Origin of the sequence: Parapedobacter sp., from assembly GCF_035556095.1 — a bacterium.
In the GTDB taxonomy this organism is placed as follows: Bacteria; Bacteroidota; Bacteroidia; order Sphingobacteriales; family Sphingobacteriaceae; genus Parapedobacter.
This window is the reverse complement of record NZ_DATMFT010000029.1, coordinates 204231-218053: the sequence shown is the minus strand read 5'-3', so window position 1 is coordinate 218053 and position 13823 is coordinate 204231. Positions and strand designations below refer to the sequence as shown.

Genomic DNA, 13823 nt, shown 5'->3' with positions numbered 1-13823 from the left:
CTAATGTCTCACATCACAAAGACACCCCTCTTCGCCACGGGATAAAATCATCCTGCCCTAATTGAACAGCTTTGGGCTGTACCGTGCCGTTCGCTACATCGATGACGTAACGGAGAATCGTATGTGCTACCTGTTCAATGGTTTCAGTTCCTTCGATAATGGTTCCGCAGTTAATATCGATAATGTCAGGCATCCGCTCGTAAAGTTTCGTATTTGTCGACAGTTTAATCACGGGCGCAATCGGATTGCCGGTTGGAGTGCCCAACCCCGTGGTAAATAGCACGACATTGGCTCCTGCTGCGACCTCGGCGGTTGTGCTTTCCACGTCATTACCAGGCGTGCACAACAGGTTCAGACCGGGCTGATTAGCCACGCCGGGGTAATCGACTACGGCCGCTACGGGTGAAGTTCCACCCTTCTTTGCTGCCCCCGCCGATTTGATGGCATCGGTAATCAATCCATCACGGATATTGCCCGGAGATGGATTGGCGTAAAACCCGGAGCCATCCGCTTCCGCCCGATCGTTATAGGTCTTCATCAACGCCATGAACCGCAATGCCGTTTCCTCATCCACGCACCGATCACTCAACTCCTGCTCTACACCACACAGTTCCGGAAACTCGGATAAGATAACTGAGCCTCCCAAAGCCACCAACATATCAGACACGTAGCCCAATGCCGGGTTGGCGGATATGCCTGAAAAACCGTCGGATCCACCACATTCAAGCCCAATGCATAGTTTGCTAAGCGGTGCTGGTTGCCTGCGTTGCTGATTGGCCTGCATCAGACCGGCAAACGTGTGTTTCAGTGCCTGTTGGAGCAGTTCGGTCTCCGTCCCTACCAATTGCTGTTCAAAAACATAAAGCGGTTTGTCGAACTTAGGGTCTCGCTTGGCGATTTCATCGCGGAGTATCGACGCCTGCGCATGCTGGCATCCCAAACTCAACACGGTCGCGCCCGCCACATTCGGATGCGTGATGTATCCCGCAAGGAGGCCGCATAGCGCATCCGAATCGATGCGCGTACCGCCGCATCCCATCTCGTGGTTAAGGAATTTGACGCCGTCTACGTGCTCAAATAACCGCTTACCACCTTCACCCTCCTGCGATGCCGCAATATCCGCATTCAAGATGTCTTCTATGGTTGCTCCGGATTGGTACAACCGGATAAGCTGTTCGACTTCGGGCTCATAATTGCGCGAGCGCTTGCCGTACCCCAACCGCTCTTCCAATGCGCGCTTCATAACGAGCACATTCCGATTCTCGCAAAACACCAAGGGAATGACCAACCAATAATTGGCAGTACCTACGGTGCCGTTGGTCCGGTGGTATCCCATGAATCCCGCTCCTTCGAAAGCAGACACATCGGGTTGCCGCCATTCCAGTCGGCGCTCACCCAATTCGAAGGGTTCCGCAGCATGATGGATATTCTGTGTGGTCAGCGTTTCGCCCCTAGCCAATGCGGCGTTGGTTTTACCTACTAGCACACCGTACATGCGTACATCGCCCCCCTCGGCCAAGGGTTCAATCGTAAACTTATGCTTGGCCTTCACGCCGCTGACTAAGGCAAAACGCTCGCCATGGAAGTCAATCTCCGTGCCGGCGGGTAGGTCGCGCAAGGCAACCAACACGTTGTCACTGGGATGTATCTGTAAAAAGGACTGTTTATTATCCATCTGTTTATTCACTGGCGCTAAGTTCGAAAATTTTATTCATTACTACCCATTTTTCCCCAGGTTTGGCACCGGGTATCGCCTTCTGGAATTTCCAGGTGAACTGTTCCCATGCTTTCACGTTCGGGTTTGCCTCATCCGCCGCAGCCTTTTCGGCGAACGAAAAATCATCCTCTGCCTCAATGATCATAAACATGCGGTCGGCAAACCGGAAGATTTCCATTTGGGTAATACCCGAATCCAGGATGGATTGCCTAATCTCAGGAGCAATGGCCCGGTGCAATTCCTCATATTCGGCAATAAGTTGCGCATCGTCTTTTAAATCGAGCGCTAATGCATATCGTTTCATATTTTAGGGATTAATTATCTTTTTTGTGGTTTCACGGAATAGCCCATACGCTGCGACAACAGCAAAACACACCATCGGAACCAAATAGGAAATATTGATGTTGCTTAAACTGTCTGAAAGCCACCCTTGAAAATACGTCAAAACCGCACCACCCAAGATAGCCATAATCAAACCGGAGCCGCCGATTTTCCGATCTTCCGAAAGCCCTTCGCACGCCAGACCATAAATTGTGGGGAACATGAGGCTCATGCAAGCTGAAATAGCCACCAAGGCATAAACGCCGATTTGGCCACCTGTAAAAGATACCACCAAACACAGCAGTACCGCCACGATTGACAACGCAACCAATAATCTTGTTGGCCTGATAAATCTCATCAGACTTGTACTGATAAAGCGGAAAAGCATAAAGAAAACCAACGATAAGATGTAATAATTGGAGGCGGCTTCTTCATTTACCTGCAACTCCTGCATAACGTAACGGATGGTAAACGACCACACGCCGATTTGTGCCCCCACGTAGAAGAACTGGGCTATGACGCCAAACACATAGTTTCTGTTCTTGGCTAACCGGCCAAATACCGCCAGTACATCGCTGCGGTCTGTATCTGTGTCTTGCGGCATCCTCACGACTTTAATCAATATCCAAACCACCATCAATAAGACCGCCAACCCAACATAAGCTTGCATGACCGCCGACAGTTCGGCCTGCTGGATGTGCTCCAATGCCGAACGATTCATTTGAGCCCGTTCCACATCGCCCGCTTGATGAAGCGCGGAGAGTATCACAAATTTACTCAGCACCACACCCGTAATCGACCCAATAGGGTTAAACGATTGTGCCAGGTTCAACCGGCGCGTGGCTGTTTCGGGCGACCCCAAACTTAAAATAAATGGATTTGCTGAGGTTTCCAAAATGGAAAGACCTCCTGCCAACACGAACAACGCCATCAAAAAATGGCCGTATACCATGGTTTGGCTTGCCGGATAAAACAACAATGCGCCGAGAATAAATAAACCCAAACCCAGCAATATCCCTGATTTGTAAGAGAACCGCCTGATATATAATGCCGCAGGCAATGCCAATACGAAGTACGCGCCATAAAAAGCCATTTGTATCAACGACGTCTGCGCATCCGTCATTGACATAATCCTTTTAAATGCTGCCAATAACGTATCGGTCATGTTATTGGCCAGTCCCCAGAGAAAAAACAAAGCAGTGATCAGTATCACCGGAATCATCGTATATCGCTTCGCCATATTGCGTTTACTAATTGGTCATCATTTTTTAGACCATGCAAAATAAACAAACTCAGCACACAATAGCTACCGAGATTTTAGCGATATATTAAGCTATATTAGCACCATGAAACCTCAATTGCTAAAAGTAAGTACCGGCCCTGCTCATTCGTTCAGTGTTCGGCGGGATACGGTACCTTATGCCAACAACCAGTGGCATTACCACCGGGAAGTGGAGCTCATCCATTTTGAAAAGGGCAGCGGCACACAATTCATCGGCGACAGCATCCACCATTTTGCGTCGGGCGATGTCATATTAATAGGCTCCAACCTTCCCCATTACTGGAGTTTCGACAGTGGTTATTTAGCTGAAGATGATACTTGCGCAGCCGACGTGCGCGTTGCCCATTTCAACGACGATTTCTGGGGCACGGATTTCCTGGAACTTCCTGAAAACGCGAATGTCAAACAATTGCTTCAGGAGGCTAAACAAGGTATTGCCGTGTATGGCACCGCCCGTGCCAGCGTACAAAAACTACTTGCCGAATTACTGGAAACCGAAGGTACAAAGCGAATCATCCTCCTCATCGAAGCACTTACGTCCATTGCCCATTCCAAAGAACGCAAACCCCTCTCTTCCGTCGGCTTCACGCCGCATTTCCAACGGGGCGAAAATAACCGCATAAACAACATTTATGATTTTGCACTCCAACATTTTCGCAAACGGATCACATTGGATGAAATTGCCGAGGTGGCCGGCATGAGCAGCAATGCGTTTTGCCGATTTTTCAAGTCGCGTACCGGTAAGACATTCTCGCAGTTCCTCATCGAGATACGGGTTGGCCATGCGTGCAAGCTACTCATTGAAAACAACCTCAGTGTCAAGGAGATTTGCTTTGAAACCGGGTTCCATAATTTTGCTGGCTTCCATAAATATTTCAAGCAAATAACCGGAAAAAGCCCGCTGAATTACCGGCGGGCTTATCTGAAATAGTGGTCGTTAAGACCCTTATTGCTTTTCCAAGCTCAATGAAAATGGATAATCATCGGCATCGGTTCCCCGACGCTTATTGGGTTCGTCGGTCATGTCGAAATGCAGCTTCGCACCATTCACTAGGTCACTATGCTTGAGGTAGTTCCGACTGTAATCTTCGCCATTTAATGTTGCCGACCGGATATAGCGGTTCTCTTTGCCGTTGTTTGGCGCCTCGATTTCGATGGTTTTCCCGTTCGGTAATTGAATGGTCACTTCTTTAAATAACGGCGCACCCACCACATATTCATCGGTAGCCGGGGTAACCGGATAGAACCCTAATGCCGAGAACACGTACCAAGCTGAGGTTTGCCCGTTATCTTCGTCGCCGCAATACCCATCCGGTGTGGGCAGGTACATGCGATCCATCGTCTCGCGCACCCAGTACTGCGTTTTCCATGGTGCACCCGCGTAGTTGTACAGGTAAATCATGTGCTGTATGGGTTGGTTGCCATGGGCATACTGCCCCATATTGGCGATTTGCATTTCGCGGATCTCATGGATGGTAAAGCCGTAATAACTGTGGTCAAATACGGGCGGCAGGGAGAATACGGAATCAAGTTTGGTCACAAATGCATCGTGCCCACCCATCAATTGCGCAAGCCCTTCCACATCCTGGAAAACCGACCACGAGTAGTGCCAGCTGTTGCCCTCGGTGAATGAATCGCCCCACTTGAACGGGTTGAACGGCGTTTGGAAACTGCCATCTTTATTCTTTCCGCGCATCAGGCCAGTCTCTTTATCAAAAAGCTTCTTATAATTGAAGCTCCGCTCACGGTACAGGGCAATTTCATCGGCCGGCCGATTCAGCGCTTTTGCCAGCTGGTATATCGCGAAATCGTCATACGCATACTCCAACGTCCGGGCCGCATTCTCGTTGATGCCCACATCGTAGGGAACATAACCGAGTGTTGTATAATACTCAGCGCCCGCTCTACCCACCGCGGTGATGGGCCCCGCATTGTTGGCCCCTTTCAGCAGGCCTTCGTACAGTTTTTCGATGTCGTAATCCCGCAGCCCTTTGATGTAGGCATCGGCAACTACCGACGCCGAATTGTTGCCCACCATGATGTTGCGGTACCCTGGGCTAGCCCATTCCGGCAACCATCCGCCTTCCTTATAGGTGTTCGCCAGACCTTCCTGCATCTTTTGATTGACCTCCGGATAAACCAGGTTCAGGAAAGGAAACAACGCCCGGAATGTATCCCAGAAACCCGTATCGGTGAACATATATCCCGGGAGCACCTTACCGTTGTACGGGCTATAATGGATCACGTTGCCGTCGGCATCATACTCATAAAACATCCGCGGGAAAAGGATGGTCCGGTATAAGCATGAATAAAACGTGCGCACCTGATCGATCGTGCCACCGCCTACGCGTACTTTACCCAGTTCCGCATTCCATTGATCCGCCCCTTCCTGTTTGATGGTTTCGAAATCCTTATTCCCAATTTCACGAAGGTTCAATTTGGCCTGTTCATGGCTGATGAACGAGGAGGCCACCTTGGCCTGCACTTGGTCGCCCCGATTGGCAATACGGAACCCGACTATTGCACCTACGTGGTTGGCCTGTATTTCCATACGATTGTCTACCAACACCGAATCGGCGAAAGTGCCCGCATGAGCAAACGGCTGATCGAACACCATCACGAAGTAATTTTTGAAATTGTCTGGCACACCGCCGCTGTTGCGCGTGGTATAACCGATGATGGTATTCTCCTCGGGGATGATTTTTATATACGACCCTTTGTCGAAAGCGTCGATGACCACAAATGCGCTATCCGTTTGAGGGAACGTGAAACGGAACCTTGCTGCCCGTTCGGTGGGCGTGATTTCGGTGGTCACGTCGTGGTCAGCGAGGTACACACTGTAATAGTGTGGCTGCGCCACCTCGGCCTTATGTGAAAACCAACTTGCGCGTTCATTTTCGTCGAATGTCTGCTTGCCAGTCGTTGGCATGACGGAAAACTGCCCGTAGTCATTCATCCAGGGCGATGGCTGGTGCGTCTGTTTGAATCCGCGTATCTTGTCGGCGGTGTACGTATACATCCATCCATCGCCCATTTTACCGGTTTGGGGCGACCAGAAATTCATTCCCCAAGGCCGTGCAATGGCCGGATAGGTATTGCCGTTGGAAAGCAAGTGCACGGATTGGGTTCCCATCAGTGTATTTACATAGTCCAATGGGTTTTCGACACGGCTCACTTCCTGTGCGGAAACAATCAGCGTGAACAGCGAAAACAAAAGGGTCAATGGTGATTTCATTTAGCGTTTGTTCTAGGATTTATATTGTCAAAATACATTATCGTCTGCTAATATGATAAAAATATCGGAAAACGAAAACGCTAAAAGTATTTAGCACCTAAATAAATCATGGCAGCAGAGCGATCGCTAAATAGCGAAGCAATCATGAGCACCGATGAAAGCAGACTGATGCGAATCATTCGCATCTTTATGCAAATTTAGCTAAGTTTGCAACAGAAATCCAAACGCATAGAAACAGCGAATTATGAAGTTACTTGAAGGAAAGACCGCACTCATCACCGGGGCCTCGAAAGGCATCGGCCGTACCATAGCCGAGAAGTTTGCCGAGCAAGGTGCAAACGTGGCATTCACCTACCTGTCTTCTGTAGAAAAGGGGCAAGCATTGGAGCAGGAATTGCAGACCCATGGCACAAAAATAAAAGGTTATCGTTCGGATGCCTCCAAATTCGAAGCGGCCGAACAACTCATCAACGACATCGTATCGGAGTTCGGAACCCTCGATATCGTAGTTAACAATGCGGGCATCACCAAAGACGGTTTGCTGCTCCGTATGACTGAGGACCAATGGGACGACGTACTTGAAGTGAACCTTAAATCGGTGTTTAACGTTACCAAAGCGGCCTCGCGGATCATGATGAAAAACCGTAAAGGTGTATTCATCAATATGAGTTCGGTTGTTGGCGTACAGGGAAATGCCGGGCAAGCGAACTACGCGGCATCCAAGGCGGGTATCATCGGCTTTTCCAAGTCGGTAGCGAAGGAATTGGGATCGCGGAATATCCGCACCAATGTGATCGCACCGGGTTTTATCCGCACGGAAATGACCGATGTACTGGACCCTAAGGTCGTGGAAGGATGGGAAAAGGATATCCCCCTGAAACGTGCGGGCGAAACCGAGGATGTGGCTAATGCCTGTTTGTTCCTCGCATCGGACTTATCGGCGTACATCAACGGACAGGTACTTTCGGTTTGTGGCGGCATGCTTTAGGCGGTACAATAGTAACGTACGGCCATATAAACAGCCAGAAGTATCAAGACAATGAGCAGATAACGGGATAACGCTTTGTGGCCAAAATTCAACGTCCAACCCAAATCGTTGAGCTTAGGTACCATCAACGAAGGGTCTTTTGAATTCACGTAAATAAATCCCATTTTCCAATGTTTGGGATGGTATCTGTTGTCCATAATAACAGTTGTTATTCAAACTTAGATAAATTTCTATCTATATGCAATATAATTGCGTTGCATATAAAAGGAATTTGTCGGTCTCTCCTCTGCCATGGAGAAATAACTTTTATAGAGGAAAGATATAAAGTTTAAGCCAGGGTAACAACGCAAATATACCTGAAAAGAACCTCTTGCAACTACAATGATGGAGGGGCACCTATCCCCATCTTACTAAAACTTAAACCGCGTTGATAGCAGAAACTGCCTGGGGCGGAGGTCGAAATAGCTTTCCGTAACCGCGTAGTCTGAGTTGGACCGGCGGATGTACCGATTGTTGTTGAGCAGATTGATGCAACTCGCTTCGATGTCTATTTTCCATTTACTGACCGTCCATCGATACGTTCCATCGATGAACAGCTGATTATCCAGCCCCGGGAGATCCGTCAGGTAATATGCACCGTTTGCCATCAGGCTGTGTGCTTCCCAGGGAAAGAATGCCACATCCAAACCGTGCGTCTGGTTTGCCACCCGGTTCCTTATACCACCGATCAGTTCGTTGTCCCAACGGTTCCACCCCATTTTGTAGGTGACACTCAGTTCGCTAAGCGAACTGTTGATCACTTCCAGCCCCGTGCCGTACGACACCTGCCGCCGCTGCCCCAAGATGCTGTTGAGCAGCTCCTTATTGGCTCTCCTCATCTCAATCACTTCGTTCTTCTTCCCGTTCTCCCTCAACCTCATCATCAAAACGATCTACTAAAACACTACCTTTGCGGGGATGAATACCGGAATGCCATACCTGCTACCTGAGGAAATCTTCTCCATACGGACGCGTCAAGCATTTGACGAGGTATGCATGAAAACATTTTATCTCCAGGCCCAACAATGTGCGGTTTATAACAAGTACTTGTCGTTAATCCATGTAGACCCTACCGAAATACGGCATCCTGAACAGATTCCTTTTTTACCTATTGAATTTTTCAAGAGCCACCGAGTGATCACAGGGCCACGGGAGCCACAGCTTGTTTTCACCAGTTCGGGTACTACCGGTAGTTTGCAAAGCAAGCATTACGTGACCGATGTCAACATATATAAACATAGTTTCCGATCCACGTTTAGCCAATTTTATGGTGAACCCGAAAATATGGCTATTTTAGCGTTGCTTCCATCTTATTCCGAGCGGGAAGGCTCGTCGCTGATCTACATGGTCGACGACCTGATTCGGCAAAGCGGGCATCCGCTAAGCGGCTACTTCTTATACAACCACGACGACTTACACCGCGCGTTGCACGAACTGAAAATGGCAAATACACCAACGCTGCTTATCGGTGTCACCTACGCGCTACTCGATTTTGTGGAAAACCAGGCGATCGACTTCCCGCAGCTCATCGTTATGGAAACGGGTGGCATGAAGGGCCGGCGACGGGAGATGATCCGGGAGGAAGTGCACGAGCAGCTATGCCGGGGGCTCAACGTAGCTTCAATCCATTCCGAATATGGAATGACGGAACTGTTATCACAAGCCTATTCCGCAGGCGGCGGCCGGTTCCATTGTCCACCATGGATGAATAGCTACATCCGCGATACCAACGACCCCTTCACCTTGTTGCCGGCAAATCGCACCGGAGCCCTCAATATCATCGACTTGGCCAATATCCGTTCATGTGCATTCCTAGCTACGCAGGATCTGGGTCGGAAATACGCCGATGGGTCGTTTGAAGTACTGGGCCGTTTTGACCAGAGTGATATCAGGGGGTGCAACCTACTGGTGCAATAAAGATTGTCTTCACTGCAGGCTTGGGTCGTTAAACGTATCGCCCTGCCGGATATCACCCGTATCATAGCCCTTCTTAAACCAATATGCCCGTTGTTCAGATGTACCGTGCGTGAAAGCTTCGGGAACCACTTTCCCCTGCGCCTGCATCTGCAACCTGTCGTCGCCAACAGCTTCCGCCGCCTTCATACCGTCGATAATATCGTTGTATTCCAACTGTACATCCGATGTCCGATTTGCATGGTGCGCCCACACGCCAGCGTAAAAATCGGCTTGGAGCTCCAACATCACCTGAACTTTGTTATAGTCCTTTTCGTTGAGCTGCTGCCTGGCGCGGTTTACCTTGTCCATGGCTCCCAGTAGGTTTTGCACGTGGTGGCCAACCTCATGGGCGATAACGTACGCCATAGCAAACTCGCCCGTGGCCCCAAAGCGATTCCTCAACTCCTCGTTGAAACTGAGGTCGATATAGACGTTTTCGTCTGCGGGGCAATAAAAGGGACCATATGCCGACGCCCCCATGCCACAGCCATCCGTGGGGGTTTGATCCCAATAGACGACCAACGTATCCGGACGGAACTGCAAACGCTCGCGGCGAAAGATTTCTTCCCAAACATCCCCCACACTCGTATGCACCACTTGTACGAACTCCGTGAGCTCAGCTTCCTCCGCACTGATCTCAACAGGCCCCTCCACTTGCTGCATACCGGTCACTTGCAGCTGCTGCAGTAGGTCCTGCGGATCACCGCCAAGAAGCAGCCCGAGTAGCAGTACAACGATGCCACCAACACCGCCCAATGCCAGTTTCCCTCCCGACGACATCCCCCGCCGGTCTTGGAAATTACCGCTTTTTCTCCCGCCTTTCCAACGCATAATGGTTTAATTTATTGGTCATCAAAAAAAGCCTCACGGTGGTGTAAGGCTCAGTTCATTATCAATACATTATTGTTGTCAACTTAAAACGAAAAATCGTCTTTTGATTCTGTGTTTTCAGCTAAACCTACCCCATTGCTTTCGAATCCCGGCTCATACCGCTTTTCAACCACTTCTTGATGGGCTTTGATGTATTCGACCACATCGCCAAGCCCTTCGGCAAACTTCTCGAAATCTTCCTTGTACAGAAAAATCTTATGTTTGATGAACACCCCGTCTTCAAACCGCTTCTTGCTTTCTGTGATGGTAACATAGTAGTCGTTGGACCGGGTTGCCTTTACATCGAAAAAATAAGTGCGCTTACCAGCCCTTACCTTTTTTGAAAATACCTCTTCACGCTCTTTGTTGTCAAAATCTCCCATTGTTAAGCTATTATTTTTTTACATTCTCAGAATCGGGATAAATATAAAGTAATTTAGTCGATTAATACAAGTATTTAACCCAATTTGTACAAATCACCTTACTCGCACCAAATCAGGCGGTCTGTTGAGCTAGCCGGCTTTGTTTTACCGAGATAAAAGCGCCATTTACCGAGAAAATACCGCTTGTTGCCTAATCCATGTTGCAGAACGTGTTTATTCGCTATACCTTTGGTTCTACGAAAACAACGCATTGCAACGATTTCAGTTAGCGACTTTATAAAAAACAAGATAATGAACGAACAACGCCAACCAGTAAAACAGCATTCCAGCACGGGCCGCGTATGGGCAGGAGCCATCATCATCGGTATCGGAACGATATTGCTCGCCGGCAGACTGGGGCTCGATTGGCTTTTCCCCCATTGGCTATTTAATTGGGACAATATGTGGCCCATGATACTCGTCGTGGTAGGCCTCATTATTGGTGGTAATTCCAATTTCCGTAACCCGGCGTCATACATTCTATTGGGGTTGGGAGCCTTCTTCCTCATCAGAAACATGACCGATTTCGATATCGGCGCATTTATATGGCCTGCCGTGATCATCGGCGTCGGCCTGTGGTTGCTCACGGGCCGGGGAAAGGGTGGCCCCTGTCCGCCGAGACGGGATAGGCGCCGACGATTCCGCGAGCGGTACGGTGATTACGAGTGGGATAAGCGCGTAAAGGACGAACCCGACGGCCCCGTGAACAGCGGGGCTACTGCTTTTCATGAAACAACGTTCGATGAAAACCACCCTTTCGGCGACAAGGATACGGTTTATGGTGACACAAGCGGCCTCACCAACGACGATTACCTCAAATCTACTGCCGTATTCAGCGATGTCAAAAAAACCGTGATTTCGAAACGCTTCCAAGGCGGCGAAATCGTGAACGTGTGCGGCGGCACCGATGTAAACCTCATCCAAGCCGACATCCAGCAACCCATCGTTATCGATGTGTTCCAACTGTTTGCCGGGACAAAAATCATTGTACCAGCACACTGGAAAATCCAATCTGAAGTCGTATCCGTATTCGGTGAGGTGGACGACCGACGCTTTTCGCAGGGCACACCCTATGACGACCAGAAAGTCGTTTATATCAAAGGGACCTCCCTGTTCGGGGGGATCACGATAAAAAATATTTAACCGGCGACGACTATCATTACAACAAACCCGAATACAGTGAACGCCACAACGTATACCTGGTCTAAGCAACGGCTCATCAACATTAGCTGCTTCGTCATTTGGATGGCCTATGCGCTTGTCCAAACCGCTTTGCTGTGGTGGTTCGATGTCGATTTCAACCTGGCCTTGAACGATAGCTTGGTCAGCGCCACTGTTATCACCTTGTGTTGTTACGTCATCGCAAGTGCGCTAACCCACTACCTGCCGCAACGAAAGGGCTACTTTTACATCGTTATTTGGGGGCTGGTGCTAGCTGCCATTAGCGTTTCGTTAGACCGGTGGATTCTTCAATATGTCATCCAAAACGAAGGCTACCGCGACCGCATCGACGTGTCGTTACCGTTGCGCTTCTTCATCAATGTGCTGCTAATCGCATGGATGGCGATCATCAACATTCTATGGAATATCCAGCAAGAGAATAAAGAGAATGAACAGCGGAAAGCGGATGCCGAACGATTGGCCCGTGAGGCAGAACTGTATAACCTCCGGCAGCAGCTCCAACCCCATTTTCTCTTCAACAGCCTCAACTCCATCATTGCGCTCATCGGCAGGAAGCCCGACGAGGCCCGCAACATGACTTTCCAACTGTCAGACTTCTTAAGAGGCACGCTACGCAAAGACGACCAACAGCTGATTGCGCTTAAGGACGAACTTGAGCATCTCCAACTGTACCTCGAAATTGAAAAGGTCCGGTTTGGACACCGACTGGAGACGCAGGTCACCTACGACGAAGCATGCCTGAACATGACGCTTCCCGCCATGATTATGCAACCCTTGGTGGAAAATGCAATTAAGTACGGCCTATACGATACGACCGAAAAGGTAACCATAAGCGTGTCTTGTACATGCACCGATCACCTATTGGAAATCCAAATCGAAAACCCTTACGACAGTCAAAGCAACAAACCACGGCGCGGCACTGGATTCGGACTCCGGGGAATCCAACGCCGGTTATTTTTATTATTCGGGCGCACCGATCTGTTGGAAACTAACGCTACAACACATATCTTTACCAGCATAATCAAGATCCCACAGCGATGATCAAGGCGGTATTGGTAGATGATGAACCCCTAGCGCGGAGCATGGTAGCCGAGTACTTGGAAAACTTCCCCCAGGTGGAGGTCGTTTCCGAGTGCAACGATGGGTTTGAAGGCGCCAAGGCCATCATGCAATACCAACCGGACCTGGTGTTCCTGGATATCCAAATGCCTAAAATCAACGGCTTCGAGATGCTGGAGATCATTGATAACCAACCTGCCGTAATTTTTACCACCGCATTTGACGAATACGCTATCCAGGCGTTTGAACAGCATGCCGTCGACTATCTGCTAAAACCCATAACAAGAGCCCGGTTCGACCGCGCTATGGCCAAATTTCTGGACACGCAACACCTGGAAGCCGGCAAGAAAAACACCCGCAACCTATTGGATAAAATACACCAAACGGACGGTAAGCTGGAACGCGTAGTGGTTAAAACCGGAGCGAAAATCAAGATTATCCCGGTTAGCAGCATCATCTACCTGGAAGCCGACGACGATTATGTGAAAATCCATACCGACGAAGGCCTATTGATGAAGAACAAAACGATGGCGTCGTTTGAAGAACAGCTCGATCCGGCTGAATTTATCCGCGTACACAGGTCATTCATCGTCAAAATCGACCAAATCGCCCGCTTGGAACCTTACGAAAAAGACAGCTACGTGGCCATACTTGCCGACGGAAGACAGGTAAGTGTAAGCAAAAGTGGTTATTCGCGCCTCAAACAAACATTAGGAATGTAGATAGGTTTCACGTAATTTTGCCCCATGTTT

Annotated in this window: 14 protein-coding genes; 6 read left to right on the top strand and 8 right to left on the bottom strand. The window is 49.3% G+C overall.

Annotation, left to right across the window (positions count from 1 at the left end):
- Positions 1-13: 13 nt before the first annotated feature.
- From VNQ80_RS18765 to fucP, 3 genes are read right to left on the bottom strand one after another with little or no spacing between them, the layout of a single operon-like run.
- Entirely contained in the window at positions 14-1675 is a 1662-nt protein-coding gene (locus VNQ80_RS18765; protein ID WP_325641558.1) for an altronate dehydratase family protein, read from the bottom strand.
- Between the two features lie 4 nt (positions 1676-1679).
- Positions 1680-2021 (bottom strand): L-rhamnose mutarotase, encoded by a 342-nt coding sequence (locus VNQ80_RS18760; protein WP_325641556.1) that lies wholly within the window; start codon positions 2019-2021, stop codon positions 1680-1682.
- A 3-nt stretch (positions 2022-2024) separates the two neighbouring features.
- The gene (gene fucP, locus VNQ80_RS18755) at positions 2025-3278 is read right to left on the bottom strand and encodes an L-fucose:H+ symporter permease (protein WP_325641554.1); all 1254 of its coding nucleotides are present in this window, start codon (positions 3276-3278) and stop codon (positions 2025-2027) included.
- 106 nt (positions 3279-3384) lie between these two features.
- Here fucP and VNQ80_RS18750 point away from each other — a divergent pair, with 106 nt between their 5' ends.
- Positions 3385-4251 carry an AraC family transcriptional regulator gene (locus VNQ80_RS18750; RefSeq protein ID WP_325641552.1) on the top strand — a complete coding sequence of 289 codons (867 nt, stop codon included), beginning with the start codon at positions 3385-3387 and terminating at the stop codon, positions 4249-4251.
- Positions 4252-4266: 15 nt separating this feature from the next.
- On the opposite strand, the gene VNQ80_RS18745 is transcribed toward VNQ80_RS18750, so the two are convergent.
- Positions 4267-6555, bottom strand: a complete 2289-nt coding sequence (locus VNQ80_RS18745) for a GH92 family glycosyl hydrolase (protein WP_325641550.1) — start codon at positions 6553-6555, stop codon at positions 4267-4269.
- 244 nt (positions 6556-6799) lie between these two features.
- On the opposite strand from VNQ80_RS18745, the gene fabG reads away from it, so the two are divergent.
- Positions 6800-7543 carry a 3-oxoacyl-[acyl-carrier-protein] reductase gene (gene fabG, locus VNQ80_RS18740; protein WP_325641548.1) on the top strand — a complete coding sequence of 248 codons (744 nt, stop codon included), beginning with the start codon at positions 6800-6802 and terminating at the stop codon, positions 7541-7543.
- On the opposite strand, the gene VNQ80_RS18735 is transcribed toward fabG, so the two are convergent.
- The gene (locus VNQ80_RS18735; protein WP_325641546.1) at positions 7540-7740 is read right to left on the bottom strand and encodes a DUF5808 domain-containing protein; all 201 of its coding nucleotides are present in this window, start codon (positions 7738-7740) and stop codon (positions 7540-7542) included. The two genes, fabG and VNQ80_RS18735, sit on opposite strands and share 4 nt — an antisense overlap.
- A 213-nt stretch (positions 7741-7953) precedes the next feature.
- Positions 7954-8466: a hypothetical protein gene (locus VNQ80_RS18730; protein ID WP_325641544.1), complete on the bottom strand. Its 513-nt coding sequence runs from the start codon at positions 8464-8466 to the stop codon at positions 7954-7956.
- Between the two features lie 34 nt (positions 8467-8500).
- On the opposite strand from VNQ80_RS18730, the gene VNQ80_RS18725 reads away from it, so the two are divergent.
- The gene (locus VNQ80_RS18725; protein ID WP_325641542.1) at positions 8501-9499 is read left to right on the top strand and encodes an acyl transferase; all 999 of its coding nucleotides are present in this window, start codon (positions 8501-8503) and stop codon (positions 9497-9499) included.
- A 9-nt stretch (positions 9500-9508) separates the two neighbouring features.
- On the opposite strand, the gene ypfJ is transcribed toward VNQ80_RS18725, so the two are convergent.
- Both ypfJ and VNQ80_RS18715 read right to left on the bottom strand, forming a co-directional pair.
- Positions 9509-10369: a KPN_02809 family neutral zinc metallopeptidase gene (gene ypfJ, locus VNQ80_RS18720; protein ID WP_325641540.1), complete on the bottom strand. Its 861-nt coding sequence runs from the start codon at positions 10367-10369 to the stop codon at positions 9509-9511.
- A gap of 83 nt (positions 10370-10452) precedes the next feature.
- The gene (locus VNQ80_RS18715; protein WP_325641538.1) at positions 10453-10791 is read right to left on the bottom strand and encodes a DUF3276 family protein; all 339 of its coding nucleotides are present in this window, start codon (positions 10789-10791) and stop codon (positions 10453-10455) included.
- 291 nt (positions 10792-11082) lie between these two features.
- On the opposite strand from VNQ80_RS18715, the gene VNQ80_RS18710 reads away from it, so the two are divergent.
- The 3 genes from VNQ80_RS18710 to VNQ80_RS18700 are packed head-to-tail and all read left to right on the top strand — an operon-like array spanning position 11083 to position 13793.
- Positions 11083-11973 carry a LiaF transmembrane domain-containing protein gene (locus VNQ80_RS18710; RefSeq protein ID WP_325641536.1) on the top strand — a complete coding sequence of 297 codons (891 nt, stop codon included), beginning with the start codon at positions 11083-11085 and terminating at the stop codon, positions 11971-11973.
- A gap of 36 nt (positions 11974-12009) precedes the next feature.
- Positions 12010-13053: a sensor histidine kinase gene (locus VNQ80_RS18705; protein ID WP_325641534.1), complete on the top strand. Its 1044-nt coding sequence runs from the start codon at positions 12010-12012 to the stop codon at positions 13051-13053.
- On the top strand, positions 13050-13793 hold the full coding sequence (locus VNQ80_RS18700; RefSeq protein WP_325641532.1) for a LytR/AlgR family response regulator transcription factor: 744 nt from the start codon (positions 13050-13052) through the stop codon (positions 13791-13793). Before VNQ80_RS18705 ends, VNQ80_RS18700 begins: the two co-directional genes overlap by 4 nt.
- The last annotated feature ends 30 nt before the right edge of the window (positions 13794-13823 follow it).

Excerpts from the sequence above, each read along its gene's own strand:
- ypfJ (WP_325641540.1), bottom strand. The coding sequence starts at position 10,369 with ATGCGTTGGAAAGGCGGGAGAAAAAGCGGTAATTTCCAAGACCGGCGG.
- VNQ80_RS18715 (WP_325641538.1), bottom strand. The coding sequence starts at position 10,791 with ATGGGAGATTTTGACAACAAAGAGCGTGAAGAGGTATTTTCAAAAAAG.
- VNQ80_RS18750 (WP_325641552.1), top strand. The coding sequence starts at position 3,385 with ATGAAACCTCAATTGCTAAAAGTAAGTACCGGCCCTGCTCATTCGTTC.
- VNQ80_RS18760 (WP_325641556.1), bottom strand. The coding sequence starts at position 2,021 with ATGAAACGATATGCATTAGCGCTCGATTTAAAAGACGATGCGCAACTT.
- VNQ80_RS18730 (WP_325641544.1), bottom strand. The coding sequence starts at position 8,466 with ATGATGAGGTTGAGGGAGAACGGGAAGAAGAACGAAGTGATTGAGATG.
- VNQ80_RS18745 (WP_325641550.1), bottom strand. The coding sequence starts at position 6,555 with ATGAAATCACCATTGACCCTTTTGTTTTCGCTGTTCACGCTGATTGTT.
- VNQ80_RS18700 (WP_325641532.1), top strand. The coding sequence starts at position 13,050 with ATGATCAAGGCGGTATTGGTAGATGATGAACCCCTAGCGCGGAGCATG.
- fabG (WP_325641548.1), top strand. The coding sequence starts at position 6,800 with ATGAAGTTACTTGAAGGAAAGACCGCACTCATCACCGGGGCCTCGAAA.
- fucP (WP_325641554.1), bottom strand. The coding sequence starts at position 3,278 with ATGGCGAAGCGATATACGATGATTCCGGTGATACTGATCACTGCTTTG.
- VNQ80_RS18725 (WP_325641542.1), top strand. The coding sequence starts at position 8,501 with ATGAATACCGGAATGCCATACCTGCTACCTGAGGAAATCTTCTCCATA.
- VNQ80_RS18735 (WP_325641546.1), bottom strand. The coding sequence starts at position 7,740 with ATGGACAACAGATACCATCCCAAACATTGGAAAATGGGATTTATTTAC.
- VNQ80_RS18765 (WP_325641558.1), bottom strand. The coding sequence starts at position 1,675 with ATGGATAATAAACAGTCCTTTTTACAGATACATCCCAGTGACAACGTG.
- VNQ80_RS18710 (WP_325641536.1), top strand. The coding sequence starts at position 11,083 with ATGAACGAACAACGCCAACCAGTAAAACAGCATTCCAGCACGGGCCGC.